The organism is Roseovarius sp. BRH_c41, assembly GCF_000961715.1.
GTDB lineage: Bacteria > Pseudomonadota > Alphaproteobacteria > Rhodobacterales > Rhodobacteraceae > Roseovarius.
Window position 1 is genome coordinate 89,617 of record NZ_LADY01000025.1, and the last position, 25,391, is coordinate 115,007.

The following is a 25,391-nucleotide window of genomic DNA, read 5'->3' on the forward strand; positions in this document are numbered from 1 at the left end:
GTCCTTAGCCATGCAGCCCAAGCTCATGGGCGGCGCGCCAGATGCGCCAATGGTCATGCGGCATCTGGGTGTGGCGCAGACCAAAGGGGCGCAGGGCGTCGTGCACCGCGTTGGAAAAGGCCGGGACACCGCCGACATTCGGGCTTTCGCCCACGCCCTTGGCACCGATGGGGTGATGCGGCGACGGGGTTTCGGTGTGATCGGTGGTGTAATGCGGCGTTTCCCACGCGGTGGGGATGAAGAAATCCATCAGCGTGCCGGTTTTGACATTACCCATCTCGTCATAGGCGATTTCCTGTCCCATCGCGATGGCGAGCGCTTCGGTCAGGCCGCCGTGAACCTGCCCCTCGATCACCATCGGGTTGATGCGGGTGCCGCAATCGTCGAGTGCGTAGAACTGGCGGATTTGCGTCTCGCCGGTGTCCACGTCGATCTCCATCACGCAGATGTAGGCCCCGAACGGATAGGTCATGTTGGGCGGGTCGTAATAGCTGACCGCCTCCAGCCCCGGCTCTATGCCGGGAATGGCCTGATGATAGGCGGCATAAGCGATCTCGGCCATGGTCTTGAACCGTTCCGGCGCGCCTTTGACGGCAAAGCGGTCGATGTCGAATTCGACGTCATCGTCATGGACTTCCAAGAGATAGGCCGCGATCATCTGCGCCTTGGCGCGGATTTTGCGCCCGGCAAGCGCGGTGGCGGCCCCCGCGACGGGGGTTGAGCGGCTGCCATAGGTGCCAAGGCCGTAGGGGGCGGTGTCGGTATCGCCTTCCTCGACCGTGATCTTGTCTGCGGGGATGCCAATCTCAGAGGCGAGGATCTGGGCAAAGGTGGTGGCGTGGCCCTGACCCTGAGAGATGGTGCCAAGGCGGGCGATGGCCGATCCGGTGGGGTGGATGCGAATCTCGCAACTGTCGAACATGCCCATGCCGAGGATGTCGCAATTCTTGACCGGGCCTGCGCCGACGATCTCAGTAAAATGCGTCAGGCCGATGCCGATCAATTTGCGGGTTTCGCCGCGTTTGAAGGCCGCGACGCGGTCGGCCTGTTCAGCGCGCAGACCGGCGTAATCGACGGCCTTCAGCGCCTTGTCCCATGCGGTGTGATAGTCGCCAGAATCGTATTCCCAGCCAAGCGCCGAGTGATAGGGGAATTGATCGGCGCGGATGAAATTGATGCGACGCAGCTCTGCCGCGTCCATGTTCAGCTCAATCGCCAATATCTCGATCATTCGTTCGATGAAATAGGCGGCCTCGGTCACGCGGAAGGAGCAGCGATAGGCGACGCCGCCGGGGGCCTTGTTGGTGTAGACGCCATCGACGCCGACATAGGCCACCGGGATGTCATAGCTGCCGGTGCAGATGTGAAAGAACCCAGCCGGGAATTTGGTGGGATCGGCACAGGCGTCGAACGCGCCGTGATCGGCGGTAACATGGCACCAGAGGCCGGTGATCTTGCCCTCTTTGGTGGCCGCGATCTTGCCCTGCATCCAGTAGTCGCGGGCGAATGCGGTGGCCATCAGGTTCTCCATCCGGTCCTCGACCCATTTCACCGGCACGCCGGTGACGATGCTGGCGACGATAGAGCAGACGTAACCGGGATAGACGCCCACCTTATTGCCAAAGCCGCCGCCGATGTCAGGCGACACGACGCGGATGTTGTGTTCGTCTATCCCTGAGAGCAGCGAGGCCACGGTGCGCACCACATGCGGGGCCTGAAAGGTGCCGTAGACGGTCAGCTTGCCATTGAGCTTGTCCATGGAGGCGACGCAGCCGCAGGTTTCGAGCGGGCAGGGGTGGGTGCGGTGGTAATAGATCATCTCCTCGGCCACCACATCGGCAGAAGCGATCACGTCTTCGGTGGCTGTCCTGTCGCCCTGTTCCCAGAGAAAGATGTGGTTGGGATGGCGGCGGGGGCCGTGTGCGCCGTCCGCTCCGGGGGCGAGATCCTCGCGCAGGACGGTGTCGGAGTTGAGCGACACGAACGGGTCGGTGATGACGGGGAGTTCCTCATACTCTACTTCGACCAGTTCCACGGCATCGGCGGCCACATAGCGGTCGCGGGCGACGACAAAGGCCACCTCTTGCCCCTGAAAGAGCACCTTGCCATCAGCCAGCACCATCTGTTTGTCGCCCGCGAGCGTGGGCATCCAGTGCAGACCGAGCGGTTCGAGATCCTTGGCGGTCAGCACCGCTATCACGCCGTCAAGCGCCATGGCGGCGGAGGTGTCAATGGAGGTGACGCGGGCATGGGCGTAGGGCGAGCGGACGAAATCGCCAAAGAGCATGCCGGGCAGCTTGATGTCATCGACGTAATTGCCCTTGCCTTGGGTAAAGCGTGCATCCTCGACGCGTTTGCGGGCGCAGCCGATGCCCTTGAGTTTCGCGGTGCGGTCGTCGCGGTCTGGCGTCAGGTCGTTCATTGCGCGGCCTCCTTGGCGGTGTTGATGTCGCTCGCGGCGGCGAGCACGGCCTTGACGATGTTCTGGTAGCCGGTGCAGCGGCAGAGATTGCCGGCCATGCCAAAGCGCACCTCTTCTTCGGTCGGATCGGGGTTTTCCTTGAGCAGTTGTGCGGCGCGGGTGATCATGCCTGGGGTGCAAAAGCCGCATTGCAGCCCGTGATGTTCGCGGAACGCCTCTTGCAGCGGGTGCAGCGCGCCGGGGGTTCCCAGCCCCTCGATGGTGGTGATGGTCGCGCCATCGGCCTGAGCGGCAAAGACGGTGCAGGATTTGACCGAGCGGTCGCCCATGATCACCGTGCAGGCCCCGCAATGCGAGGTTTCGCAGCCAATGTGGGGCCCGGTGATGTTGAGGCGTTCGCGCAGGACGTGGATCAGGAGTTCGCGCGGCTCTGCCAGCACTTCATGCCGGGTGCCGTTGACGGTGAGGGTGATCTGCATTTTCTTGGACATGGTTTTCTCTCCCTCAGGCGCGCGACCAAGCGCGGGCGATGGCGCGGGCAAGGACAATGCCCGCCGCGTGGCGTTTGAAGGCGACAGGGCCACGATTATCCTCTGACGGGTCGATGGCGTCCTGCATGGCGGTGATTGCGGCGATGACGGCATCCTCGTTGCAGTCGGTGCCGATGAGGGCGTCGCCTGCGGCCTCGGCCCAGATGGGCGTGTCGGAGAGGTTGGTCATGGCGATGGAGGCGGCGGTGCAGTGATCGCCGTCGCGGGTCAGGATCACGGCGGCGGCGGCGGTGGCGTAGTCGCCGATCTTGCGCTTTTGCTTTTCATAGGCTTGCCCGCCGTTCGGGGCGTCAAAGCTGACGGCTGTCAGGATCTCGTCATCTTCCCGGGCTGTGAGATAGGCGCTCTCATAGAAATCACGCGCGGCGATGGTGCGGCTGCCCGCCGGGCCGGTGACGTGGAAGGTGGCGTTCAGGCATTGCATGAGGCCGGGCATGTCGTTGCCGGGATCGCCATTGGCGACATTGCCGCCGACGGTGCCCATGGCGCGCACCTGTGGGTCGGCAATCTGAAGTGCTGCCTCGCGCAGGATGGGGGCGTAGGTGGTGAGACCGGCGTGGGCGATGAGGTCCGCCTGCGTGACCATCGCACCCAAGGTGATGCGGCTGCCATCTATGGTAATGCCGCGCAGTGCCTCGATGGCTTGCAAGTCGATGAGATGCGGCACCTCGGCCATGCGCAGCTTCATCATCGGAATGAGGCTATGACCGCCCGCAATCACACGGGCGTCGTCGCCATGCTCCTGCAAGAGGGCCAAGGCGGCGGGAAGATCACCGGGGCGGTGATAGTCGAATGCGGCTGGAATCATGTGGTCTCCTCCCAAAGACGGGGCCGGATGGCCTTGGGCGGATTTGGCGAGGGGAGAGGCGATTTGTCGCCTCACATGTCCTGAAAATCGCGGTGCGCTGCACGAGATGCGAAATAGCTGCACGAAATGCGAATGCGTCAGGCGGTTAGCGTTTCCACCGCGATGGGGTGCCAGGCGCGCATGCGGGCGCGGAACCAGGTGCGTTGGCGCTTGGCATATTGTCGCGTGGCGATGGTCGCGGCCTCGCGGGCCTGATCGAGGGTCATTTCGCCGCGCAGATGGGCGACGAGTTCGGGCGCACCGATGGCCTTCATCGAGGGCAGGGTGGGGTCCCAGAGGGGGAGGTTGGCGCGCGCTTCATCAAGCGCGCCAGCCGCCAGCATCATGTCAAAGCGGCGGGCGATGCGGGCGGTGAGCCACTCCTTGTCGGCGGTGATCAAGAGCGGCGTGCAGGCGTCGAGCGGCAGAAGCGGGGGCGGCGTGTCATCCTGCCACGCGGCCAATCCCCGGCCCGTGGCGCGCTGCACCTCCCAGGCGCGCTGCACGCGCATGGGGTTGCGGGTGTCGATCCGGGAACGGGTTAGGGGGTCGAGCGCGTCGAGAAGCGTGGATAGCCCTTCGGTTGCCAGCAGGTGATCCGCCTCGGCGCGGATTGAGGCGGGGGGTGTGGGGATATCGGCCAAGCCTTCGGTCAGGGCCGTGAAATAGAGGCCGGTGCCGCCGATGATGATGGGGCGCGCGGGCGTCTGCAGAATGGCCGCCACGTCGCGCAGCCAGTGGCCGGTGGAATAGGGGGCGCGCGGCCCGACGTGGCCATAGAGGCAGTGGGGAACGGCCGCCTCATCCGCCACGCTGGGGCGGGCGCTGAGAATGCGCCAGTTTTCATAGACTTGCAGAGCATCGGCATTGACGATCACGCCGCCTTGGGTGCGGGCGATGTGCATCGCGAGCGCCGATTTGCCGCTGGCGGTGGGGCCGGCGATCAGAACGGGGCGGTCAGGGGGGATGTCAACGGGCAGGCTCATGCGACCGGGTTAGCGTCAATTGCTCGGTTTGGCGAGGCGGTTTGCCGCCTTTTCCCCGCGAAACGGGGTGATCAGCGATTGCACATGGGCGGCATTTGCGACATTTTGCGCGCGATTACCCTGACGCAGCGGAGAATGCCCATGACCAGCCCGGACCGAGCCAAATTCAGCCGCGTGATGCTCAAGATTTCCGGGGAGGCGCTGATGGGGGATCTGGGCTATGGGCTGCATCCGCCGACCGTCGAGCGGATCGCGCGCGAGGTCAAGATCGTGCATGATCTGGGAGTCGAGATCTGTATGGTGATCGGGGGCGGCAACATCTTTCGCGGGTTGCAAGGCAGCGCGCAGGGGATGGAGCGCACGACCGCCGATTACATGGGAATGCTGGCCACGGTGATGAACGCGCTGGCGATGCAATCGGCGCTGGAAAAAATCGGTGTGTTCTGCCGGGTGATTTCCGCCATTCGTATGGACGAGGTGGCAGAGCCCTATATTCGTCGCCGCGCGGTGCGGCATCTGGAGAAAAAGCGCGTCTGTATCTTTGCGGCGGGCACCGGAAACCCCTATTTCACCACCGATACGGCGGCGACGCTGCGCGCCAATGAAATGGCCTGCGAGGCGATCTTCAAGGGAACCAAGGTGGATGGTGTCTATGACAAAGACCCGATCAAGTATGCGGACGCCAAACGCTATAATCGCGTGACCTATGATGAGGTGCTGGCCCAGCATCTGGCCGTGATGGACGCCTCTGCGATTGCGCTGGCGCGGGATAATAACTTGCCTATTATCGTGTTCTCTCTTGACGAACCGGGCGGGTTCAAGGGCATTCTGGCCGGTGAGGGCACCTATACAACCGTCCACGGTTGAGGCAAAACAAGGCTGACAGGACAAGAGCCGGAAGAAGGACCAAGACGACATGGCGGAAGATATCGAAATCGACACGGGCGATCTGGAACGCCGGATGGAAGGCGCGATGAGCGCGCTCAAGACCGAATTTGCGTCCCTGCGGACAGGGCGCGCCTCAGCCTCGATGCTGGAGCCGATCATGGTCGATGCCTATGGCCAGAAGACCCCGATCAATCAGGTGGGCACGGTCAACGTGCCGGAGCCGCGCATGGTCACGATCAACGTCTGGGACAAGGGTCTGGTCGGCAAGGTCGAAAAGGCCATCCGCGAGAGTGGGCTGGGGATCAATCCGCAGCTCAACGGCACGATCATCATGCTGCCGATCCCGGAATTGAACGAGCAGCGCCGCAAAGAGCTGACCAAGGTTGCCGCGCAATATGCCGAACATGCCCGCGTCGCTGTGCGCAATGTGCGCCGCGACGGTATGGATCAAATCAAGAAGGCCAAGGCCGACGGCATGTCCGAGGACGATCAAAAATTCTGGGAAGGTGAAGTGCAGAGCCTGACCGACCGCTTTATCAAGCATGTGGACGAGGTTCTGGACGGCAAACAAGCGGAGATCATGCAGGTCTGATGCCGAAAGTCGCGCCCATGGCAGGAAAATCATCCCCGACCGAGGGGCCGCGCCATGTGGCGATCATCATGGACGGCAATGGCCGCTGGGCGCAAAAGCGCGGGCGACCGCGCCTGTTCGGTCATCACGCCGGCGCGCGGCGGGTGCGCGAGATCGTGCAGTCCTGCCCCGGGTTGGGCGTCAAGTACCTGACCATATTTGCTTTTTCCACGGAAAACTGGAAGCGGACACAGACCGAGGTGGCGGGGCTGATGAGTCTCTTTCGCCGCTATATCATGAAGGAAATGCAGGAGTTTGTGCGCGAGAATGTGCAGGTGCGGTTTATCGGTGATCGCCCCCGGCTGGATGCCAAGCTGCGCAATCTGATGGATGAGGCCGAGGCGATGACCGCGCATTGCACCGGCACCAATCTGACCATCGCGCTCAATTACGGGGGGCGGGACGAGGTGTCGCGCGCCACCAAGCGCCTGGCGATTGACGTGGCCGAGGGACGGCTGCGCCCGGAGGACGTCAATGAGGAAACGCTGCCGCGCTATCTGGATACTTACGTATTGCCCGATCCCGATCTGGTGATCCGCACCTCTGGCGAGGCGCGGATTTCCAATTTCCTGCTCTGGCAATCGGCCTATGCGGAATATGAGTTCATCGACACGCTCTGGCCGGATTTCACCCCGGATGTTTTTGCCCGCTTGCTGTCACAATACGGGTCGCGGGATCGTCGGTTCGGGGCTGCACCTGCATGAGCGGGGCGGCACGCTGGACCGATCTCTGGCCGCGTCTGATGTCGGGCATCGTGCTGATTGTTGTCGGTGCGGTTGAAATCTGGCTTGGCGGGGTTCCCTTTGCGGCGCTGGTCTGTGTGCTCGCTGGGGCGATGATCTGGGAGGCGGCGCGGATGTTTGCGGCCCCCGATGCGTTGCGGTCTGGCGTTCTGGCGGCTGTGGCGGTGGCCTTGGCGCTTTGGTTGCCGGGGATCATGGTGTTGCCGATCCTCTTGGCGGCGGTGGTGGTCGCGTCGAGGTCGGTCGAGCGGGAACGCGGGCCGTTTCTCGCACTGGCGATCTGGTCGCTCTTGGGCTGTTACGCCATGGGCACGCTGCGTGCCGAGGCTGGTTTGATTTGGGTGTTGTGGCTGGTGGCGGTGGTCGTGATCTCTGATGTCGCGGGCTATTTTGCGGGGCGCTCGTTGGGCGGGCCCAAGTTCTGGCCGCGCTACAGCCCCAAAAAGACATGGTCGGGCACGATTGCCGGTTGGATTGGTGCGGCGGGCGTTGGATTGATCTTTGCGGCACCGACCGGGGCGGGGCTGGCGCTGGTGCCGTTGTCGGTTCTGGTGAGCTTTGCCGGGCAGATGGGCGATATTGCCGAAAGTGCGGTCAAGCGCCTGCGCGGGGTCAAGGACAGCTCGAACCTCATTCCCGGTCATGGCGGCGTGTTGGACCGGTTTGACGCGATGCTGGGTGCCGCGCTGGTTGGTGTCATCTTGTGGGCCGTGGGCCTCTTGCCGGGGGTGGCATGAAACGCATTTCCATTTTGGGGGCAACCGGCTCTGTCGGGCAAAACACGATTGATCTGATCAAGCGGTCACCGGGAGCCTATGACGTCGTGGCGCTCACCGGAGGGCGCAAGATCGACAGGCTGGCCCGCGATGCCATAGCGCTTGGGGCGGATGTGGCGGTGACGGCGCATGACGATCTGCTCGTATCGCTGCGTGAGGCATTGAAGGGCAGCAATGTCGAGGCGGCGGCGGGCACGGCAGCCTTGCTCGAGGCCGCTCGCCGGCCGGCGCAATGGGTGATGTCGGCGATTGTCGGCGCGGCTGGGCTTGCCCCCGGTCTGGCGGCGTTGGAGCAGGGCGCGACGCTGGCCTTGGCCAACAAGGAGTCGCTGGTCACGGCGGGGGCGTTGATGATGCGCACCGCGCGCGCCAACCGCGCCACCATCCTGCCGGTGGACAGCGAGCATTCGGCGATCTTTCAGGCGCTGGTGGGTGAGGATTCTGCCGCCGTGAGCCGGGTAATCATTACCGCCTCTGGTGGGGCGTTCCGCGATTGGCCGCTGGAGCGACTGGCGAGTGCCACCGTGGCCGAGGCCTCATCGCATCCGAATTGGGCGATGGGGCAGCGGATCACCATTGATTCCGCCTCGATGTTCAACAAGGCGATGGAGATGATCGAGGCGCGGGAGTTCTTTGGCTTTACCCCCAAGCAGATCGAGGTGCTGATCCATCCGCAGTCCTTGGTGCATGCGCTGGTGGGGTTCTGCGATGGGGCGCTGATGGCACATGTGGGGCCACCGGATATGCGCCATGCGATCGGCTACGCGCTGAACTGGCCGCAACGGCAAGCTTTGCCGGTCGAGGTGCTGGATCTGGCGGCCATCGGCACGCTTGAATTCCGCCCGCCTGACCCCGAGCGCTATCCCGCGCTGCGCCTCGCGCGCGAGGTGATGGAGGCGCGCGGTCTATCGGGTGCGATTTTCAACGCGGCCAAGGAACGGGCGCTGGATCATTTCATCGCGGGGCGCATCCGGTTTACCGATATGAACATGGTGGTCGAAGAGGTGCTGAACGCACTCGGCCATTCGCCAGAGGCACGGAATTCCGAGATGACCCTTGATGTGGTGGCCCATATGGACCATCTGGCAAGGACGCAGGCCGATCAGGTCGTGTTGACGCGAACAACGCAAGGATAAAGCTTGGATATTCTGACCTTTCTGCCGCAATTCGGTAATGTTTTCCTGACGATACTGGCCTTTGTTGTCGCGCTCTCGGTGATTGTGGCGGTGCATGAATATGGTCATTACATCGTCGGCCGCTGGTCCGGGATCAAAGCCGAGGTGTTCTCGCTTGGGTTTGGCCCGGTGCTTTTCGCGCGCACCGACAAACATGGCACGCGCTGGCAACTGGCCGCGCTGCCGTTTGGCGGCTTTGTCAAGTTTTTGGGCGATGCCGATGCTGCGAGCGGCAAGGATGGCGCCGCAATGGCGGCGCTGCCGCCGGAGCGCCTGCGCCAGACCATGCACGGGGCGCCGCTCTGGGCGCGCACGGCCACGGTCGCGGCGGGGCCGGTGTTCAATTTCATCCTGTCGATCCTGATTTTCAGCGCCGTGATGATGAGCGGCGGCAAGACCGCTGATCCTTTGACAGTCGGTGCGCTGAAACCCTTGCCGGTGGAAGGCATCACGCTGGAGCCGGGTGACAGGGTGCTGAGCATTGAGGGGCAAAGCCTGCCTGATGTGGCGGCGGGCGAAGTCTATGACGATCTGATTGACGCGCTGCCGCGGCAAGCGCTCTTGCGCTATGAGGTCGAGCGCGCGGGGAGCCGGGTTACTGCGGCGGGGCCGCAGCTTATGCCGCCATTGATCAGCGGTCTCGCCCCGCAATCAGCGGCGTTCGATGCAGATTTGCAGCCGGGCGATGTGATCACGGCGATCAATGGCACACCGGTTATGGCCTTTGAAGAGCTCAAGGATGTGGTTGAGGGATCGAATGGCGCGCCTCTGGCGCTGACGCTGTGGCGCGCGGGGGGCGAGACCTATGAGGTCAACATCACACCGCGCCGGGTGGACGAGCCGCAGCCCGAGGGCGGGTTTCGCACCGAATGGCGCATTGGCATCGCGGGCGGCATGGCGTTCGAGCCGGCAACCGAACGGTTGGGTCCGGTCGAGGCCGTCGGCAATGCGGTGGGGCAGACCGGCGAGATCATCCAGAGCTCGCTTTCGGGTCTCTATCACATGATCACCGGGGCGATCAGCAGTTGCAACATGTCCGGGCCGATTGGCATAGCGCAGGTTTCGGGGGCGATGGCGAGCCAAGGGCCGGAGAGTTTCGTCTGGTTCATTGCGGTGCTGTCAACGGCTGTGGGTTTGCTCAATCTCTTTCCGGTGCCGGTGCTGGATGGGGGGCATCTGGTGTTTTATGCCTATGAGGCCGTGTCGGGCCGTCCACCGAGTGAGCGCGCGCTGCGGGTGCTGATGACCATAGGCTTGACGCTGGTTCTGTCGTTGATGCTGTTCGCCTTGTTCAACGATATCTTCTGCCCGTGAGGGACGGCGCTGCTCTGTGGCGCATGCCGCGCCTTGAGTCCGCGCTTTGGAGATCGCGGCCAAATCCAATCTGTGAGCCTGCCTAGCCTAGAGCGGCAGATACGCGACCATGTCACCTGCGTTGCGAGCCGGGTCGCTGGCGGGACGGACCATGAGCGCCTCGGCGTTGGCGAGGATGCTGAGGAGCGAACTGTCCTGCTTGTCCTCGGGGTGGATGCCCGCCGGTGTGAGGGCTGCGCGCATGTAATGCTCGCGCGGGCCGTTGGGTGGCAGGGGGATCGCCAGCGGGGCGCGCAGGCGGGGCGCGGCCTGCGCGCCCAGACCCAGCATGGCGTTTATCATCGGGGCAATGAACACATGACCGCAGACTATGGCCGAGACCGGATTGCCCGGCAGGCCGACCATTGCCGCGCCGTTCATGCGTCCGGCCATCAGCGGTTTACCGGGACGCATGGCGACCTTGTAAAAGGCCCGTTCCATGCCCAGATCGCCCGCCACCCGGCCCACGAGATCATGATCGCCAACCGAGGCACCACCGATGGTGATGATCAGATCGGCCCCTCGGGTGAGGGCAAAGCCTGCGGTGAGCGAGGCCACGGTATCGCGGGCGATGGGCAAGATGCGCGCCTCTGCCCCGAGCGCATCCAGCAGCGCCTTGAGGCCAAAGGTGTTGGAGGCGATGATCTGATCGGGGCCCGGGGTCTCTCCGGGCATGACCAATTCGTCGCCGGTGGACATCAGCGCCACCTGTGGTTTGCGGCGCACCGGCACGGCGGCGATGTTCATCGAGGCCAGAAGGGCGATATCGGTGGGGCGCAGGCGGCGGGGGGCTGTGATCGCCTGCCCATGGCGGAAATCGCAACCCAAGGGGCGAATGTGGTCCTTGGTATCCAGTTTATCCCCGAGGGTGATCTGATCGCCGTCGCGGGTCACGTCCTCTTGGATTATCACGCGGCTGGCACCTTTGGGCAGCGGCGCGCCCGTAAAGATGCGCACTGCCGCGCCTGCGCCGAGAGTGCCGGTATAGGCATGGCCCGCCGCCGCCTCGCCAATGACGGTAAATCGCGCGCCGGGTGCGGCTTCTTCTTCGCGGATTGCGTAGCCGTCCATCGCGGAGGCGGCAAAGGGCGGCTGGTCACGGGTCGCAGTCACATCGCGGGCGAGGATACGGCCCGCAGCCTGTGCGAGTGGCACCTCTTCGATGTCGAGCGGGTGCACGAGGCTGAAGAGATGCGCGAGAGCCGCGTCAACGGTGATCATGTCGCCTCATACCGTCCTGATTTTCCGCCATCTTTCAGGATGACGCGGATGCCGCCGATTTCCATCGCCTTGTCTACCGCCTTGGTCATGTCATAGACGGTGAGCGCGGCCACGGAGGCGGCGGTGAGAGCCTCCATCTCGACGCCAGTCTGGCCGGTGGTCTTGACCGTGGCGGCAATGCGCACGCCGGGTAGCTCGGGATCGAGTGTCAGATCCACCGTGACCTTGGTGATGGAGAGCGGGTGGCAGAGCGGGATGAGGTCTGGCGTCCGCTTGGCCGCCATGATCCCGGCGAGGCGGGCGACGGCGAGAACATCGCCCTTTTTGGCACGACCTTCGGCAATGATATCAAAGGTTTCGCGGGCCATCTTGATGTGACCCTCGGCCACTGCAACGCGCGCGGTGATGGCCTTGTCAGAGACATCGACCATATGGGCATGGCCCTGGCCGTCAAAATGGCTGAGCCCTGCCATCAAAAGCCTCCGGGCATGAGCGGATTGGCGAGTATGTCGCGGGTGGCCTGTGCCACATCGTCGGCGCGCATCAGGGTTTCGCCGATAAGAAAGCTGCGCGCGCCATAGCGGGCCATGTCCGAGAGATCGGCAGGCGTTGCAAGGCCGCTCTCGCAGACGATCATCCGCTCGGGGGGGACGAATTTCGACAATTGCCGGGTGGTGTCGAGCGAGGTTTCAAAGCTGTTGAGATCACGATTGTTGATGCCGACCATCCGCGACGTGAGGTGGCCGACGCGGTCAAGCTCTTCGCGGTTGTGAACCTCGATCAGGGCATCCATGCCCCAGTGCGTCGCGGCCTCTTCCAACTCGAGGGCCTGCGCGTCGGATACGCTGGCCATGATGATCAGAATGCAGTCGGCCCCCCAAGCGCGCGCTTCGGCGACCTGGTAGGGGTCATACATGAAATCCTTGCGCAGCACGGGCAGGTCGCAGGCGGCGCGCGCCTCTTTGAGATAGTCTGGTGCACCCTGAAAGCTGGGCGTGTCGGTGAGCACCGAAAGACATGTGGCACCGCCCGTCGCATAGGCCTCTGCCAGAGCGGCCGGGTCGAAATCGGCACGGATGAGGCCCTTGGAGGGGCTGGCCTTTTTGATCTCGGCAATGAGACCGTAACCGGACTTGCTGGCCTTGTGCAGCGCCTCGGCGAAGGGGCGCACCGGGGGCGCTTCGTTGGCCAATGTTTCGATTTCAGAGGTGGGATGGTCGGCCTTGGCTGCCGCGATTTCCTCGAGTTTGTAGGCTTTGATCTTGTCCAGAATGGTCGGGCTGGTCATACGGTCTCCGATGTCAGTTTCGCCAGAGCGGTGAGTTTCGCGCGGGCCGCGCCGCTGTCGATGCTCTCGACAGCCTGGGCCACGCCGTCACGCAGGTCGCTGGCATGTCCCGCCACGGTCAGGGCCGCAGCGGCGTTGAGCAGGACGGCATCGCGGTAAGCGCCGGGTGCCCCATCGAGCAGCGCGCGCAGCGCGGTGGCGTTTTCCGCCGGGGTGCCACCCAAGATGGCCTCAAAGGGATGCACGGGCAACCCGAAATCCTCGGGGTGCAATTCGGTCTCGCGGATGCTGCCGTCTTCTTCTAGGGCCGCGACCCATGAGACGCCGGTGATCGTCATCTCATCTGTGCCGTCCGAGCCATGCACGAGCCAAGCGCGGGTCGCGCCCAGTTGGCCCAGCGTTTCGGCCATGGGACGGATGAGGTCGCGGGAAAAGGCGCCGGTGAGTTGGCGTTTGACGCCTGCGGGGTTGGTGAGGGGGCCGAGGATGTTGAAAATGGTCCGGGTGCCCAATTCGGTGCGCACCGGGCCGACATGCGCCATGGCCGGGTGATGCATGGGTGCCATCATAAAGGCGATGCCCACCTCCCTGAGTGCGCGTTCGACCACGGGGACGCCGACCATGACCTTGATCCCCATCTCGGTCAGCGCATCCGCGGCACCAGATTTGGACGAGAGGTTGCGATTGCCATGCTTGGCCACCGGCACGCCTGCACCAGCCACCACAAAGGCCGTGGCGGTCGAGATATTGAGCGTGCCCTTGCCATCGCCGCCGGTGCCGACAATGTCCATCGCGCCCTCGGGGGCGCGCACCGCGTTGCATTTGGCGCGCATCACGGCGGCGGCGGCGGCATATTCATCGACCGTCTCGCCGCGTGTGCGCAAGGCCATGAGAAAGCCGCCGGTCTGGGCCGGTGTTGCCTCGCCTTCAAAGAGGATCTGAAACGCGATTTCGGCCTCTTGTCGCGTGAGCGGCCGGTCGGCGGCCGCGCCGATCAAGGGTTTGAGCCGATCGCTCATGCCGCGACCTGCATCATGTCGAGGAAGTTCTTGAGGAGCGCGTGACCGTGTTGCGAGGCGATGGATTCGGGGTGAAACTGCACGCCCTGGATTGGCAAATCGCGGTGTTGCAGCCCCATGATGGTGCCATCGGCCAGTTCTGCGGTAATCTCGAGGCAATCGGGCAGGCTGGAGCGTTCCACCACCAGCGAGTGATAGCGCGTGGCCTCGAAGGGTGAGGGCAGACCGGCAAAGACGCCTTTGCCCTGATGATGGATCTGGCCCATCTTGCCATGCACGATTTCGGAGTGGCGGATGACCTTGCCGCCAAAGGCCTGACCGATGGTCTGATGTCCAAGGCAGACGCCAAGCAGGGGAATGCCCGCCTCGGCGGCGGCCAGTGTCAGCGGCAGGCAGATGCCCGCCTGATCCGGGTCGCAGGGACCGGGCGACAGCAGGATCCCATCGGGGTGCATCGCCATCGCCTCTTGCACATTGAGCGCATCGTTGCGCAGAACGCGGGTTTCGGCACCCAATTCGCCGACGTAATGGACGAGATTATAGGTGAAACTGTCGTAGTTGTCGATCAAGAGCAGCATTCGCGCCTGTCCTCATGCAAAGGGGGCTGGAGGCCAAGGGCCCGGTCGCGGTATACTTGTTCAGTCTTGCGCGCTACCGTCAAGAGGCGCTAGGCCGGATAACAGGCAAAACAGGCAGATACGGGGGCAAAGGCAGTGGCACGCGGGGTATTGGCAGGCATGATGACGGGAACGCTGGTCTCGGGACTGGCCTTGGGCACGCTGTCGGTTCTGAGCGGGGGACCGGGCGTCACTCCGCCAGAGGCGGTGAGCCTAGAGGTGCCAGCCGGATCAGGGTTCGACCTTCGGCGAGAAGATGAGCAAGCGGCCTTGCCAGAGGCGCAGAGCGCGCCTGAAAGTGGGGTTGTGTCGCAAGTCGCACCGCCCACACCGGATGATCTGGCCTCTGTCGGCGCGGATACCACGCCGTCCCAGTCTCCTGAGACCGGCGAGGCGGCGGAGCTGGCTGCGGCCCCTTCGGTCGGGGGCGAGACTTCTGGCGTTGCGGTGCAGACGGATGATCCGGTGCTGCCCAGCCCGCTGCTGTCGCCGCCAGACGTGCCGTCCAGCGAGGAGTCCTTGGCGATCTCGACTGATCCGGCGCAGCCGCCCGCCCCGGAACCGGAGGAAGAGAGCGCCGGTGTGAGCGTGCCGCAAGAAGACGCGGCGGACGCTGCCGAGGCAGAGACTGACATGTCGATCTTTCCTGAAGAAGAACCAGCCCCGGTGCTCATTCCAGAGGCATCCGACGGGGACGACATGACGGATATGTCACCGGAGGCCGAAGCGCAGGCGGCGACCGCAACCGCGCCCGAAGACGAGACCGTCTCTAAGACGCTGCCCGCACTCGGGACCATTGGCAACCGCGCGGACGGGGTGACGACCAATCGCCTCCCCAGTCTGGCTGACCCGGCGCCAGAGGTCGAGGCGGCGGTGGAGCCCGTGACGCAGGAGGGGGCTCTGGCCCGCAATCGGGTGGCGTTCGACAATCCCGAGGGCAAGCCTCTGATGGCGATCATCCTCATGGATGACGGGAAGAGCCCGATTGGGCTCGAGGCGCTTCAGAGTTTTCCCTATCCGTTGAATTTCGCGGTCGATGTCGGATGGCCCGGAGCGGCCGCTGCGGCGGAACGGTACCGCGCTGCCGGATTCGAGGTCTTGGCGATGACCGATCTGCCAGAGGGCGCGCGCCCCGAGGATGCAGAGGTCGCGATGCAGGCATGGTTCGCTCAGGTGCCGCAGGCGGTGGCCGTGCTGGAGGGGACCGGCACCGGCCTGCAATCGAGCCGCGAGGCGAGTGCGCAACTGGCTCCGATTCTCAAGGAGAGCGGGCATGGGTTGGTGATGCATCCCAATGGGCTGAACACCGCGCAAAAACTGATTGCGCGTGAAGGCGTGCCTTCGGCCAGTCTATTTCGGGATTTTGACGGGGAGGGGCAGAATGCCGCTGCGATTCGACGATTTCTGGATCAGGCTGCAATGAAGGCGGATCAGCAGGAGGAGGGCGTGATCATGTTGGGCCGGATGCGGGCGGACACGATCAGCGCGCTGCTCTTGTGGGGATTGCAGGACCGGGCCGCGAGCGTGGCGCTGGCACCCGTGTCGGCGGTGCTGCGGTCGGATTGATCCGGGGGAGGGATGCCAAGAGGGCCTGTGCCGCTCAGGCCGCGAAACGCGCGTATCATGCCGCACCGGAGACAGCCGGAGGGGTGGTTTGACCTCAGGATATGCTCACACCCATAGCGAAAGGGCATGGCGATGATCCTCTATCCCACCTTGGAAATTCTCGATGGCAAATGTGTCACCCTGACTCGGGGACGGCTGAATGAGCCGGTGCGATGGCATTTGGATCCGATCGAGACCGCGCGCGGGTTCGTGGCGGCGGGCGCCGAATGGATGCATCTTACGGATATGAGCGGGCTGCGTGGCGCGGTGGACAATAATGATCTCATCGAGCAGATCATCCGTGCCGTGGGTATTCCGGTGCAATTGGGCGGCGGTTTTCGGTCGCGTGAGGCGGTGGAGCGCTGGATCGACAAAGGCGCGGGGCGGATTGTGCTGGGCACGATGGCGATACAGGATCCTGAGGCGGTCAAGGCCCTGGCCAAGTATCACCCGGATCAGATCGTTGTGGCCGTGGATATCTATCAGGGTCAGTTGATGACGGATGGCTGGCGCACGGCCTCCGCCTTTGGTCCGGCCGAATTCATTGCGGCCTTTGACGGTGTGCCGCTGGCAGGTCTTTTGATTACCGATATTGATGCCGATATCGAGGATAGTGACGGCAGTCTCGGGGTGATTTCCGGGCTGGCAGCCAAGACGCGGCATGCGGTGATTGCGCGTGGCACGGTGCGCACGGTCGATGATGTGGCGCGGTTGCGCTATATCCCCAATATCGCAGGGACACTGATCGGGCGCGCGCTGTTGTCCAAGGATGTCGATCTGGCCGAGGCTCTGGAGGTCGCGCGGGCGGTGCCTGAAGCGAAGGCCGAGTTTATCTGACCCCGCGGCGTCAGCCCCGCCACTGGCCGGGGCCGATGCCGTCCAAGGTCCAGTCGCCGATGCGCCAGCGGATGAGACGCAGGGTGGGGTGGCCGATATGGGCGGTCATGCGGCGCACCTGACGGTTGCGCCCTTCGGATATAGTGAGTTTCAGCCAGCAATCGGGGACGGATTTGCGGTAGCGCACCGAGGGTGTGCGGGGCCAGAGCGCGGGTGGGTCGATCCGTTCCACGCGCGCCGGGCGGGTGGGGCCATCGTTGAGCGTGATCCCTTGGCGCAGCGCCGCGAGGGCGGCATCATCGGGCAGGCCCTCGACCTGTGCGAAATAGGTTTTTTCCATTTTGAAACGGGGGTTTGCGATCCGCGCTTGAAGTTGGCCATCATCGGTCAGGATCAACAGTCCCTCGCTGTCGCGGTCGAGGCGCCCGGCGGGATAGACGCGCGGCACGTCGATGAAATCCGACAAGGTTGCGCGCGGGCTGGCCGCAGAGCCACGATCCGTGAATTGCGACAGCACGTCATAGGGTTTGTTGAAGAGGATGAGGCGGGCCATGTGCTTGTGATGCCTCAGGGGCAGGCCCGCTGCAAGTCTCAGTTATAGCCGGGGCGCAGACCCTCGCGGATCTTGTATGACCAGGGCAGGCCGGCGTTGCGCCAGCCATTGACCGCGCGCGCGCCTGCGTCGTTGGTGTCGCCTTCAAAGCCATCGACGACGTTGTAGAGCGTCACATCGACTCCGGCCTCGACCAGTTTGGCGATGGCCTCGGCGCTGCGCGACCCAGAGCGGCACATCACCAGCAGGGTATCCACGCCTGCGGCGGCATCGCTGGCGAGCCACGCCGTCATTTCGTCCACGAAGGCGGGGTTGTCCACCATCTTGTATGCGCCCTTTTTGGCGTCGAAGGCGAGGGCGGGGTCCATCAGTTTCGAGGGGATATTGGCGGCGGCGGCGGTGGCATAGCCGATCAGGTTCACCTCGGACGGGGTGCGCACGTCGATAAGCGCCACGTTGGGGTGTTGGCCCAGCACGCGGCCTGCGTCGGCGGCGGTGATGTAGAGACCGGGGGTGGTCTGTTTGCTCTTGCTCAGGGTCTCAGCGGCGATGGGGTCTTGCAGGTGTAGGGCACCCCCGGCGGCGCTGGAGAGCGGTGCAAGGGCCAGGGCGAGGGCCACAAGGGCCGGGGCGACGAATCGGGTCATGCGGATCATTGGCTTCCCTCCGTTATATTCCTCGATTGGAATGTGATATAACAGAGCTATGCTGGCAAAAGCGCGCACGCCTTGACCTGAGTCAAATGGGATCAGCCGTTGTTGTCGCCGCCAAAGCGTGCGGCATCGGCTGCGGCCCGCCGGATGGCGTTGGATTTATGGACGGTTTCCATATATTCCGCCTCGGGGTCGCTGTCATAGACCACGCCGCCGCCCGCCTGAATATAGAGCTTTTCATCCTTGACGACGGCGGTGCGCAGGGCGATGCAGACATCCATATCGCCGCCTGAGCTGAAATACCCAACGCCGCCGCCGTAGACGCCGCGTTTCTCGGGTTCCAACTCGTCGATGATCTCCATCGCGCGGACCTTGGGCGCGCCGGAGACCGTGCCCGCTGGCAGACCGGCAAGGAGGGCGCTCAGCGCGTCCTGATCCTCGGCCAACTCACCCACGACGTTCGAGACGATATGCATGACATGGCTGTAGCGCTCGATGATGAACTTCTCGGTCGGATGCACGGTGCCGACCTTGCAGACGCGGCCCGCGTCATTGCGCCCCAGATCAAGCAGCATGAGATGCTCGGCCAGTTCCTTTTGATCCGCCAGAAGATCAGCCTCAAGTGCGCGGTCTTCTTCGGGTGTCGCGCCGCGAGGACGGGTGCCTGCGATGGGGCGGATCGTTACCTCTTGGCCGAAGACGCGGACGAGGATTTCGGGGCTGGCCCCAATCACCTGAAAGTCGCCAAAGTGAAAGAAAAACATGAACGGTGACGGGTTTGTCCGCCGTAAAGATCGGTAAAGTGAAAATGGAGGTTGGCGAAAAGGCTGCGTCCAGCGCTGTGAGGGGACCACTTGAAAGATGTCGCCCGCGCGAATGTAATCCTTGGCCGTGTCCACGGCGGCCTTGTAGGCCTCTCGGGTGAAATTCGACACGGGCGCTGCGTCTTCATGCGCCTCGCCCAAGCTGCGGCTGGATTGCGGCAAGGCGCGTTCCAGATCACGCACCGCGTCCATCACCCGCTCGGCGGCTTGCGCATAGGCCGCGCGTGCCGATTGCCCGGTGCCGACCCAAGCGGGGGCCACAACCATCACCTCGCCCTTGACGCCGTCGAGCACGGCAATCACGGATGGGCGCAGCATCACGGCATCGGGCAGGCCAAGCGGGTCCGGGTTCACATTCGGTAGGTGTTCGACCAGCCGGATCATGTCATAGCCAAGATAGCCAAAGAGCCCGGCGCTGGCGGCGGGCATGCCCTCGGGCAAAGCGATGCGGCTCTCGGCAATCAAGGCGCGCAGGTTGTCGAGCGGGTCGCCAGACTGATCCTCGAAGGCGTCGTGATCGAACCGCGCCTGACGATTGATGCGGCTGGCGGTGCCGTGGCATTGCCAGATCACATCGGGTTTCAGGCCGATGATGGAATAGCGCCCGCGCAATTCGCCGCCGGTCACGGATTCGAGCAGGAAGGCGTCGCGCGCGGCGCCTGTCAGCTTGAGCATGAGCGACACGGGCGTGTCGAGATCGGCCGCAAGCCGCGCATGCACCACCTGATTTTCGCCAGCCTCATAGGCGCGGGCGAATGCCTCGAAGGACGGGGTCAGTTCCAATTGGGCGGTCCTCAGTTGAAATTGGCATGCACGGCGTTGAGGGCCGCCTGATTGAGTTCGACACCCGCGCGGGCCCGGATATCGTTGGCCAGCACCTGAAAGAGATCCTGACCAAGATCGCCGGCCACCTGATCCTGAAGCGCTGAGCGCAGGCGGGCGAGATCCTCGTCTTCGGCATCCTCAGCGGGCGGCGCGATGCTGTCGAGTCGCAGGACGAAAAGACGGCCTTCGCCCTCGATCACGCGAACCTCTCCCTCTTCCATGTCAAACACGGTGTCGATGAATTCGGCCGGAGCCTCGGGGCGGTAATCGCGGCGGGTCATGTTGGTGATCTCGGTCGCGGTCAGGCCGAGATCGGCAAAGCTCGCCCCGGCGCGCAACTCCGCGAGTTGCGGCTCCACTTGGGTCTTGAGCGCCTCTACTGTCGCTTTGGTACGCCAGCCGTTCAGAACCGCGTCACGGACATCCTCAAGTGGCTGAACGCGTGGTTCGTCGATGCCGTCGAGACGCAGGGCAAAGATGCCGCCATCGGCGAGCTGCACGACCTCCGGGTAATCGCCCGTCGCTACGGCATCGGCGGCCTCGCGGAAGCTGTCATAGGCCGCCATGCCTTCGGTCAGGCCGGGGTGCCAGTCGATGCTGCCAAGTTCCATGTTGGTTTCCTTGGCCACATCTTCGAGCGTCGCACCACCTGCGAGAAGATCGTCTACGGTGTCGATCTGCGCTTCGATCACGCGGCGGGCGCGGTCACCGGCAAGTTGATCGCGCAGCTGCGGCTCTGCCTCTTCAAACGGGGTGACTTGAGCCGCCAGAATGGCGTTGACGCGAAAGAGAGCTGGGCCAAGACTGGTGTCAATCGGGCCAACCACCTCTCCGGCCTCGGCCGAAAAGACGGACTCTGCTGCGCTGCCGAGATCCTCGCGCGCGACATCGCCCAGGTCGACATCGGACATCTCTAATCCGCGCTCGGAGACGAGCATTTCGAGGGCTATCCCCTCGTCAATGCGGGCTCGGGCGCGGGTCGCGGCCTCGGTATCGGCAAAGATCAGACGTTCCACCAGCCGCCGCTCGGGCAGGTTGAACTCTGCCTCACGTTCGGCATAGGCGTCGCGCAAGGCGGCCTCTTCGACCTCAACACTGTCGATGATCATGGCGGGCGTGATCCACGCAAAGGCGATTTTCTTGGTTTCAGGTGTGGTGAATCTCGGGAGATTGGCCTGATGATAGGCTTGCAAATCCTCTTCTGAGGGGACGGGCAGGCCGGATTGCAGCGCGCTGCGATCCAGAACGGCAAAGGCCAGACTGCGACGCTCTGCCAGATAGGTCATCATCGTGTCCATGTAGGTGGCAGGGGTTTGCAACCCGGCAAGGGCCGCGGCCTGCACCAATGTGCTCGCCGTTTCGGCGCGGATGTTTTCCTCGAACTGGGTCTCGTTCAGCCCGGCTTGGTCGAGGGCAAAGCGATAGGCCTCGCGGTCAAAGCTGCCGTCCAGTCCCTGAAAGGCCGGAATCTCGACAATCTGCTCGCGCAGGTTCGCGTCGCCGATGGACAGCCCCAGACGGTCGGCCTCGTGTTCCAATGCGGCGCGGGCGATGAGGCGCGACAGCACATCGGTATCGACCCCCGCCGCGCGGGCCTCGGCAAGGCTGATGGCGGAGCCGCGCTCTGCCTCGAGCGCGCGGATTTCGTTCTGCAATGCGCGGGCATAGGTGGTCAGGTCAATCTCGGCGGTGCCGACATGACCGACGCTGCGCACGGTGCCAGAGAGGTTGGTTGCGCCAAACCCGGCAAGGCCCGCGATCAAGAGCCCCATCAGAACCCACATTGCGCCTTTGGAAATACCTTTGACCGCCATGATGGCCCCCTGTCCGTTTGTGGCTTCTGCCTGCTTGGGCGACTGTCTACGCGGTGTCGCCGCTCGGGACAAGAGGCCAGCGGAGGGCGCTCAGCCGGTCAAAGAGCGTGTCGATGCCGGCACGGTCGAGATTGGCGAAGGCCACGCGCAATTCGCGTGCGCCCTGTGGATCGTCGGAGGGCCGGAACATGGTGCCGGGAAGAAGCAGGATACCCGCCTCGGGCACCAGCGCCTGTGCCAGTTGGTTGGAGGCCATGGCAAAGGGATGTGCCATATAGGCGAAATACGCACCACACCCCAAGAGTCGCCAGCCCTGCCCGGCGAGTTTGGGCATGTTGTCATGGATGGCCGCGCGCCGGTCGAGGATTTCGGCGCGCTCGCCTGCCAGCCATTGGCCAAGGTTGCGCATGCCCCAGAGGGCCGCGATCTGGCCCAGTTGGTTGGGGCAGATCGTGACCGTATCGAGGAATTTTTCGACCTCGGCGAGACGGGTCGGGGAGGCCACCATTGCGCCGACGCGGTGCCCGGTCAGGCGGTAGGCCTTGGAAAAGGAATAGAGCTGAATGAGCGTATCCGCCCAGTCGGGATCGTGAAAGAGATCATGGCCCGCGCCGGGCCGGGCATCGAAATCGCGATAGGTTTCATCGAGAATGAGGGCGATGCCGCGCTCTTTGGAGAGGCGGTAGAACGCGTGCGTGAGGTCGGCGGGATATTCCACGCCGCCCGGATTGTTGGGGGTGACGAGCACAATGGCGCGGGTGCGCGGCGTGATGAGCGCCGCCGCATGATCCGGATCGGGCAAAAGTTCCGCGCCCGCAGGCAGCGCGACAGCGCGCACACCCGCCATGTCGAGCCACATTTTATGGTTGAAATACCATGGGGTTGGTAGGATAACCTCATCCCCTTCGGCACAGAGCGTGGTGATGGCCGCGCAAAAGGCCTGATTGCAGCCAGAGGTGATGGCGACCTGAGCGGGGACGACGCTGCCGCCATAGGTGGCGGACCAGTGCGCCGCCACCTCGGCGCGCAGATCGGGCAGGCCGAGGACGGGGCCGTAAAGATGCGCTTGCGGATCGTTCAGCGCCGCCTCGGCCACCGCGCGGCGCAGCGCCTCGGGGGGCGGGGCCACGGGGGCGGCTTGGCTTACGTTGATGAGCGGACGCTCGGGCGGGAAAGTCACCCCGTCGAGCCAGCGCCGCGCCTCCATCACAGGCGGCGAAAAGGTGCAGGCGGTGCGGGGCGGGTTGGTCATGTCAGGTGCCCCGGTAGGGTTCGACATATTGCAGCGCCATGTCCCAAGGGAAGAAGATCCAGGTGTCCTGACTGACTTCGGTCACAAAGGTGTCGACCTGTGCGCGGCCCATCGGCTTGGCGTAGACCGTCGCGACATGCGCCAGTGGCAGATGCTGGCGCACCACCTCGAGCGTGCGGCCAGTGTCCACCAGATCATCGACGATCAGGACGCCCGCACCATCGCCCATGATTGCCATATCCGGGGATTTGATCACCACGGGTGCGGTCTGGGTCTGGTGGTTGTAGGATTTGACGCTGATCGTGTCGACGGTGCGAATGTCCAGTTCACGCGCGACGATCATCGCCGGGGCCATGCCGCCGCGTGTGATCGCCACCACGGCGCGCCAGCCGTCTTCGGGCGTCTTGTCCTGCAATCGCCATGCAAGGGCGCGGGCGTCGCGGTGCAACTGATCCCAGCTTACGTGAAAGCCCTTTTCATGGGGGAGGCGGTCCATCATGTCGTTACCTGCTCAGCAAGAGTTTCAGCCCGAGCGCGCCCATCAGCAGGGCTGCCGCGCGGTCGATCAAGGGTTTCGCGCCGAGATAGGCGCGGCGGGCCTGTGCCCCGCTCAGAAGCGTGGCGAAGCCCGCGTAAAAGAGCCACTCAACGATCATGTGATTGGCGGTGATGAGCGCAATTTCCAGCGCCGATAGTCCCTTGGGAAAGATCACAACCAGAACCGAGGCGGCAAAGAGCGCGGATTTCGGATTGCCGAGGTTGATCAAGACGCCATCCAGGAATGCGCGCCCACGTGGTTTGCGCGGACCCTCGGTCACGGGCTGACGGGCGGCGCGCCATGTGCTCCAGGCGATATAGAGCAGATAGGCGGCCCCGGCGAGTTTCAGCGCCATATAGGCCCAGGGAAAAAGGCTGAAGAGCGCCTCTAGTCCCAAGAGAGCCGCCAGTGTCCAGAGTGCAGCGACGAGGCCAAGGCCCAAGCCGGCCGCAATACCTGCGCCCCGCCCATCGGCCAGCGCGGTCCGCAGGGCAAAGAGCAGGGCCGGACCGGGGCTGAGGATGGCGGCGGCGAGAACCGCGTTAAAGGCCAAGAGATCGAACGCGGTCATGGGGTCGCCTCTCAGGTTGCGTCGATGTCGGGGGCGTCCACGGCCTTCATCCCGACGATATGGTAGCCTGCGTCGACATGCAGCGTCTCGCCGGTGACGCCCGAGCCCAAGTCGCTGAGCATGTAGAGTGCGGAGCGGCCGACGTCGTCGATGGTCACGTTGCGGCGCAGGGGGGAATTCAATTCGTTCCATTTGAGGATATAGCGGAAATCGCCGATGCCGGAGGCGGCCAGCGTCTTGATGGGACCGGCGCTGATGGCGTTGACGCGGATGCCGTCTTTGCCCAGATCCTCGGCCATGTATTTGACCGATGCCTCAAGAGCGGCCTTGGCCACCCCCATCACGTTGTAATGCGGCATGACCTGTTCGGCGCCGTAATAGGTGAGGGTGAGGGCCGACCCACCCTCGCCCATCATCTTTTCCGCGCGCTGCATCACGGCGGTGAAGGAATAGACCGAAATATCCATGGTCATCAGGAAATTGTCGCGGCTGGTGTCGACATAGCGCCCGCGCAATTCGTTCTTGTCGGAAAAGCCGATGGCATGGACCACGAAATCGAGGCTGTCCCAGTGGCTGTGCAGGTCGGTAAAGAGCTGATCGACCGAGGCCATGTTGCCCACATCGCAGGGCAGGACGATGGTTGACCCCAGTTCCGCTGCCAGAGGATCGACCCGCTTTTTGAGCGCATCCCCCTGATAGCTGAAGGCAAGCTCTGCGCCTGCATCGGCACAGGCGCGGGCAATGCCCCAGGCGATTGATTTGTCATTGGCGAGCCCCATGATCAGCCCGCGTTTTCCCGCCATCAGATTATTCGACATTCCCAGCCCCCGGCCATCACGATTTTTCTGACCTTTAGGCGATTGGGGGGATTGCATCAAGGGCTGGTCATTCAGGCGCACAACCTGTCAAATGCCGCTATGTGCGTTAGATAGATCGGCAGCGTTCAGTTTTTGAGAGATGGCATCGGGACAGTTTGATGGAACGAGATGGAAAGTTTGCGGGTGATGACCCGTTTGAGATTGCTCGCAACTGGCTTGCTGAGGCGGAACAGTCAGAGCCGAATGACCCCAATGCGGTGGCTCTTTCGACGGTGGATGCCGAGGGACTGCCGAATGTGAGGATGGTCTTGCTCAAGGAAATCTCCTCTGACGGGTTCATCTTTTATACAAATTACAACAGCGCCAAGGGGCAGGAATTGGCGGCGACCCCAAAGGCCGCGATGGTGTTGCACTGGAAATCCTTGCGTCGACAGATTCGCGTCCGTGGCACCGTGAGCCGCGAAGAGGGCGAGCGCGCGGATGCCTATTACGCCTCGCGCTCGCTCAAGAGTAGGCTCGGGGCTTGGGCGTCGGAGCAATCGCAGCCGCTTGATAGCCGTGCGACATTGATGGCGAAAGTGGCC

Annotated in this window: 26 protein-coding genes; 9 read left to right on the forward strand and 17 right to left on the reverse strand. The window is 63.8% G+C overall.

Going from position 1 to position 25,391, the window contains the following annotated elements; genetic code table 11:
- Positions 1–4: 4 nt before the first annotated feature.
- The 4 genes from VR71_RS08340 to miaA form a co-directional block, all read right to left on the reverse strand.
- Positions 5–2,422, reverse strand: a complete 2,418-nt coding sequence (locus VR71_RS08340) for an aerobic carbon-monoxide dehydrogenase large subunit (RefSeq protein WP_045682909.1) — start codon at positions 2,420–2,422, stop codon at positions 5–7.
- Positions 2,419–2,913 (reverse strand): (2Fe-2S)-binding protein, encoded by a 495-nt coding sequence (locus VR71_RS08345; protein WP_045682910.1) that lies wholly within the window; start codon positions 2,911–2,913, stop codon positions 2,419–2,421. Before VR71_RS08345 ends, VR71_RS08340 begins: the two co-directional genes overlap by 4 nt.
- Positions 2,914–2,926: 13 nt before the next feature.
- Positions 2,927–3,781: a xanthine dehydrogenase family protein subunit M gene (locus VR71_RS08350; RefSeq protein ID WP_045682912.1), complete on the reverse strand. Its 855-nt coding sequence runs from the start codon at positions 3,779–3,781 to the stop codon at positions 2,927–2,929.
- A gap of 137 nt (positions 3,782–3,918) precedes the next feature.
- On the reverse strand, positions 3,919–4,806 hold the full coding sequence (gene miaA / locus VR71_RS08355; protein WP_045682914.1) for a tRNA (adenosine(37)-N6)-dimethylallyltransferase MiaA: 888 nt from the start codon (positions 4,804–4,806) through the stop codon (positions 3,919–3,921).
- Between the two features lie 135 nt (positions 4,807–4,941).
- Between miaA and pyrH the strand changes: the two genes are divergently transcribed.
- From pyrH to rseP, 6 genes are read left to right on the forward strand one after another with little or no spacing between them, the layout of a single operon-like run.
- The gene (pyrH, locus tag VR71_RS08360) at positions 4,942–5,673 is read left to right on the forward strand and encodes a UMP kinase (RefSeq protein WP_217623018.1); all 732 of its coding nucleotides are present in this window, start codon (positions 4,942–4,944) and stop codon (positions 5,671–5,673) included.
- A 49-nt stretch (positions 5,674–5,722) separates the two neighbouring features.
- Positions 5,723–6,286, forward strand: a complete 564-nt coding sequence (gene frr, locus VR71_RS08365; RefSeq protein ID WP_009819345.1) for a ribosome recycling factor — start codon at positions 5,723–5,725, stop codon at positions 6,284–6,286.
- Positions 6,287–6,303: 17 nt separating this feature from the next.
- Positions 6,304–7,029, forward strand: coding sequence for an isoprenyl transferase (locus tag VR71_RS08370; protein ID WP_040651715.1), 726 nt, complete (start codon positions 6,304–6,306; stop codon positions 7,027–7,029).
- Positions 7,026–7,805, forward strand: coding sequence for a phosphatidate cytidylyltransferase (locus VR71_RS08375; RefSeq protein ID WP_045682916.1), 780 nt, complete (start codon positions 7,026–7,028; stop codon positions 7,803–7,805). Before VR71_RS08370 ends, VR71_RS08375 begins: the two co-directional genes overlap by 4 nt.
- A complete protein-coding gene (gene dxr / locus VR71_RS08380; protein ID WP_045682918.1) occupies positions 7,802–8,980 on the forward strand; it encodes a 1-deoxy-D-xylulose-5-phosphate reductoisomerase in 1,179 nt (392 codons plus the stop codon). Before VR71_RS08375 ends, dxr begins: the two co-directional genes overlap by 4 nt.
- A 3-nt stretch (positions 8,981–8,983) precedes the next feature.
- Positions 8,984–10,333, forward strand: a complete 1,350-nt coding sequence (rseP, locus tag VR71_RS08385; RefSeq protein WP_045682920.1) for an RIP metalloprotease RseP — start codon at positions 8,984–8,986, stop codon at positions 10,331–10,333.
- An 87-nt stretch (positions 10,334–10,420) separates the two neighbouring features.
- Here the strand turns inward: rseP and glp are convergent, their stop codons facing one another.
- From glp to VR71_RS08410, 5 genes are read right to left on the reverse strand one after another with little or no spacing between them, the layout of a single operon-like run.
- Positions 10,421–11,593, reverse strand: coding sequence for a gephyrin-like molybdotransferase Glp (gene glp / locus VR71_RS08390; RefSeq protein WP_045682923.1), 1,173 nt, complete (start codon positions 11,591–11,593; stop codon positions 10,421–10,423).
- Positions 11,590–12,066 (reverse strand): cyclic pyranopterin monophosphate synthase MoaC, encoded by a 477-nt coding sequence (gene moaC / locus VR71_RS08395; protein WP_045682925.1) that lies wholly within the window; start codon positions 12,064–12,066, stop codon positions 11,590–11,592. The genes glp and moaC overlap by 4 nt, the downstream gene beginning before the upstream one ends.
- The gene (gene trpC / locus VR71_RS08400) at positions 12,066–12,881 is read right to left on the reverse strand and encodes an indole-3-glycerol phosphate synthase TrpC (RefSeq protein WP_045682927.1); all 816 of its coding nucleotides are present in this window, start codon (positions 12,879–12,881) and stop codon (positions 12,066–12,068) included. The genes moaC and trpC overlap by 1 nt, the downstream gene beginning before the upstream one ends.
- Positions 12,878–13,900 carry an anthranilate phosphoribosyltransferase gene (gene trpD, locus VR71_RS08405; protein WP_045682929.1) on the reverse strand — a complete coding sequence of 341 codons (1,023 nt, stop codon included), beginning with the start codon at positions 13,898–13,900 and terminating at the stop codon, positions 12,878–12,880. The genes trpC and trpD overlap by 4 nt, the downstream gene beginning before the upstream one ends.
- The gene (locus VR71_RS08410; protein ID WP_045682931.1) at positions 13,897–14,478 is read right to left on the reverse strand and encodes an aminodeoxychorismate/anthranilate synthase component II; all 582 of its coding nucleotides are present in this window, start codon (positions 14,476–14,478) and stop codon (positions 13,897–13,899) included. The genes trpD and VR71_RS08410 overlap by 4 nt, the downstream gene beginning before the upstream one ends.
- Positions 14,479–14,613: 135 nt before the next feature.
- On the opposite strand from VR71_RS08410, the gene VR71_RS08415 reads away from it, so the two are divergent.
- Both VR71_RS08415 and VR71_RS08420 read left to right on the forward strand, forming a co-directional pair.
- The gene (locus VR71_RS08415; protein WP_254656456.1) at positions 14,614–16,083 is read left to right on the forward strand and encodes a divergent polysaccharide deacetylase family protein; all 1,470 of its coding nucleotides are present in this window, start codon (positions 14,614–14,616) and stop codon (positions 16,081–16,083) included.
- Between the two features lie 132 nt (positions 16,084–16,215).
- Positions 16,216–16,959: a 1-(5-phosphoribosyl)-5-[(5-phosphoribosylamino)methylideneamino] imidazole-4-carboxamide isomerase gene (locus tag VR71_RS08420; protein WP_045682965.1), complete on the forward strand. Its 744-nt coding sequence runs from the start codon at positions 16,216–16,218 to the stop codon at positions 16,957–16,959.
- Positions 16,960–16,969: 10 nt separating this feature from the next.
- Here the strand turns inward: VR71_RS08420 and VR71_RS08425 are convergent, their stop codons facing one another.
- From VR71_RS08425 to fabI, 8 genes are all read right to left on the reverse strand, one after another.
- Positions 16,970–17,512, reverse strand: a complete 543-nt coding sequence (locus VR71_RS08425; protein WP_045682934.1) for a pseudouridine synthase — start codon at positions 17,510–17,512, stop codon at positions 16,970–16,972.
- 38 nt (positions 17,513–17,550) lie between these two features.
- Complete coding sequence (locus VR71_RS08430) at positions 17,551–18,168, reverse strand: sulfurtransferase (RefSeq protein WP_045682936.1); 618 nt, start codon at positions 18,166–18,168, stop codon at positions 17,551–17,553.
- Positions 18,169–18,260: 92 nt separating this feature from the next.
- Complete coding sequence (trpE, locus tag VR71_RS08435; RefSeq protein ID WP_045682938.1) at positions 18,261–19,772, reverse strand: anthranilate synthase component I; 1,512 nt, start codon at positions 19,770–19,772, stop codon at positions 18,261–18,263.
- 11 nt (positions 19,773–19,783) lie between these two features.
- The gene (locus VR71_RS08440; protein WP_045682940.1) at positions 19,784–21,628 is read right to left on the reverse strand and encodes a peptidyl-prolyl cis-trans isomerase; all 1,845 of its coding nucleotides are present in this window, start codon (positions 21,626–21,628) and stop codon (positions 19,784–19,786) included.
- A 46-nt stretch (positions 21,629–21,674) separates the two neighbouring features.
- Positions 21,675–22,880, reverse strand: a complete 1,206-nt coding sequence (locus VR71_RS08445) for an aminotransferase (protein ID WP_045682942.1) — start codon at positions 22,878–22,880, stop codon at positions 21,675–21,677.
- A 1-nt stretch (position 22,881) separates the two neighbouring features.
- Positions 22,882–23,379: a xanthine phosphoribosyltransferase gene (gpt, locus tag VR71_RS08450; protein ID WP_009819328.1), complete on the reverse strand. Its 498-nt coding sequence runs from the start codon at positions 23,377–23,379 to the stop codon at positions 22,882–22,884.
- 4 nt (positions 23,380–23,383) lie between these two features.
- Complete coding sequence (locus VR71_RS08455; protein ID WP_009819327.1) at positions 23,384–23,989, reverse strand: LysE family translocator; 606 nt, start codon at positions 23,987–23,989, stop codon at positions 23,384–23,386.
- 11 nt (positions 23,990–24,000) lie between these two features.
- Positions 24,001–24,807, reverse strand: coding sequence for an enoyl-ACP reductase FabI (fabI, locus tag VR71_RS08460; protein WP_009819326.1), 807 nt, complete (start codon positions 24,805–24,807; stop codon positions 24,001–24,003).
- A 158-nt stretch (positions 24,808–24,965) separates the two neighbouring features.
- Here fabI and VR71_RS08465 point away from each other — a divergent pair.
- On the forward strand, positions 24,966–25,391 hold a 426-nt coding region (locus tag VR71_RS08465; RefSeq protein ID WP_045682944.1), incomplete at its 3' end, for a pyridoxal 5'-phosphate synthase.

What these genes read in the sequence shown, in the direction of transcription:
- VR71_RS08340 (WP_045682909.1), bottom strand. Translation starts at nt 2,422, where the DNA reads ATGAACGACCTGACGCCAGACCGCGACGACCGCACCGCGAAACTCAAG.
- VR71_RS08345 (WP_045682910.1), bottom strand. Translation starts at nt 2,913, where the DNA reads ATGTCCAAGAAAATGCAGATCACCCTCACCGTCAACGGCACCCGGCAT.
- VR71_RS08350 (WP_045682912.1), bottom strand. Translation starts at nt 3,781, where the DNA reads ATGATTCCAGCCGCATTCGACTATCACCGCCCCGGTGATCTTCCCGCC.
- miaA (WP_045682914.1), bottom strand. Translation starts at nt 4,806, where the DNA reads ATGAGCCTGCCCGTTGACATCCCCCCTGACCGCCCCGTTCTGATCGCC.
- pyrH (WP_217623018.1), top strand. Translation starts at nt 4,942, where the DNA reads ATGCCCATGACCAGCCCGGACCGAGCCAAATTCAGCCGCGTGATGCTC.
- frr (WP_009819345.1), top strand. Translation starts at nt 5,723, where the DNA reads ATGGCGGAAGATATCGAAATCGACACGGGCGATCTGGAACGCCGGATG.
- VR71_RS08370 (WP_040651715.1), top strand. Translation starts at nt 6,304, where the DNA reads ATGGCAGGAAAATCATCCCCGACCGAGGGGCCGCGCCATGTGGCGATC.
- VR71_RS08375 (WP_045682916.1), top strand. Translation starts at nt 7,026, where the DNA reads ATGAGCGGGGCGGCACGCTGGACCGATCTCTGGCCGCGTCTGATGTCG.
- dxr (WP_045682918.1), top strand. Translation starts at nt 7,802, where the DNA reads ATGAAACGCATTTCCATTTTGGGGGCAACCGGCTCTGTCGGGCAAAAC.
- glp (WP_045682923.1), bottom strand. Translation starts at nt 11,593, where the DNA reads ATGATCACCGTTGACGCGGCTCTCGCGCATCTCTTCAGCCTCGTGCAC.
- moaC (WP_045682925.1), bottom strand. Translation starts at nt 12,066, where the DNA reads ATGGCAGGGCTCAGCCATTTTGACGGCCAGGGCCATGCCCATATGGTC.
- trpC (WP_045682927.1), bottom strand. Translation starts at nt 12,881, where the DNA reads ATGACCAGCCCGACCATTCTGGACAAGATCAAAGCCTACAAACTCGAG.
- trpD (WP_045682929.1), bottom strand. Translation starts at nt 13,900, where the DNA reads ATGAGCGATCGGCTCAAACCCTTGATCGGCGCGGCCGCCGACCGGCCG.
- VR71_RS08410 (WP_045682931.1), bottom strand. Translation starts at nt 14,478, where the DNA reads ATGCTGCTCTTGATCGACAACTACGACAGTTTCACCTATAATCTCGTC.
- VR71_RS08420 (WP_045682965.1), top strand. Translation starts at nt 16,216, where the DNA reads ATGATCCTCTATCCCACCTTGGAAATTCTCGATGGCAAATGTGTCACC.
- VR71_RS08425 (WP_045682934.1), bottom strand. Translation starts at nt 17,512, where the DNA reads ATGGCCCGCCTCATCCTCTTCAACAAACCCTATGACGTGCTGTCGCAA.
- VR71_RS08430 (WP_045682936.1), bottom strand. Translation starts at nt 18,168, where the DNA reads ATGATCCGCATGACCCGATTCGTCGCCCCGGCCCTTGTGGCCCTCGCC.
- VR71_RS08440 (WP_045682940.1), bottom strand. Translation starts at nt 21,628, where the DNA reads ATGGCGGTCAAAGGTATTTCCAAAGGCGCAATGTGGGTTCTGATGGGG.
- VR71_RS08445 (WP_045682942.1), bottom strand. Translation starts at nt 22,880, where the DNA reads ATGACCAACCCGCCCCGCACCGCCTGCACCTTTTCGCCGCCTGTGATG.
- gpt (WP_009819328.1), bottom strand. Translation starts at nt 23,379, where the DNA reads ATGATGGACCGCCTCCCCCATGAAAAGGGCTTTCACGTAAGCTGGGAT.
- VR71_RS08455 (WP_009819327.1), bottom strand. Translation starts at nt 23,989, where the DNA reads ATGACCGCGTTCGATCTCTTGGCCTTTAACGCGGTTCTCGCCGCCGCC.
- fabI (WP_009819326.1), bottom strand. Translation starts at nt 24,807, where the DNA reads ATGTCGAATAATCTGATGGCGGGAAAACGCGGGCTGATCATGGGGCTC.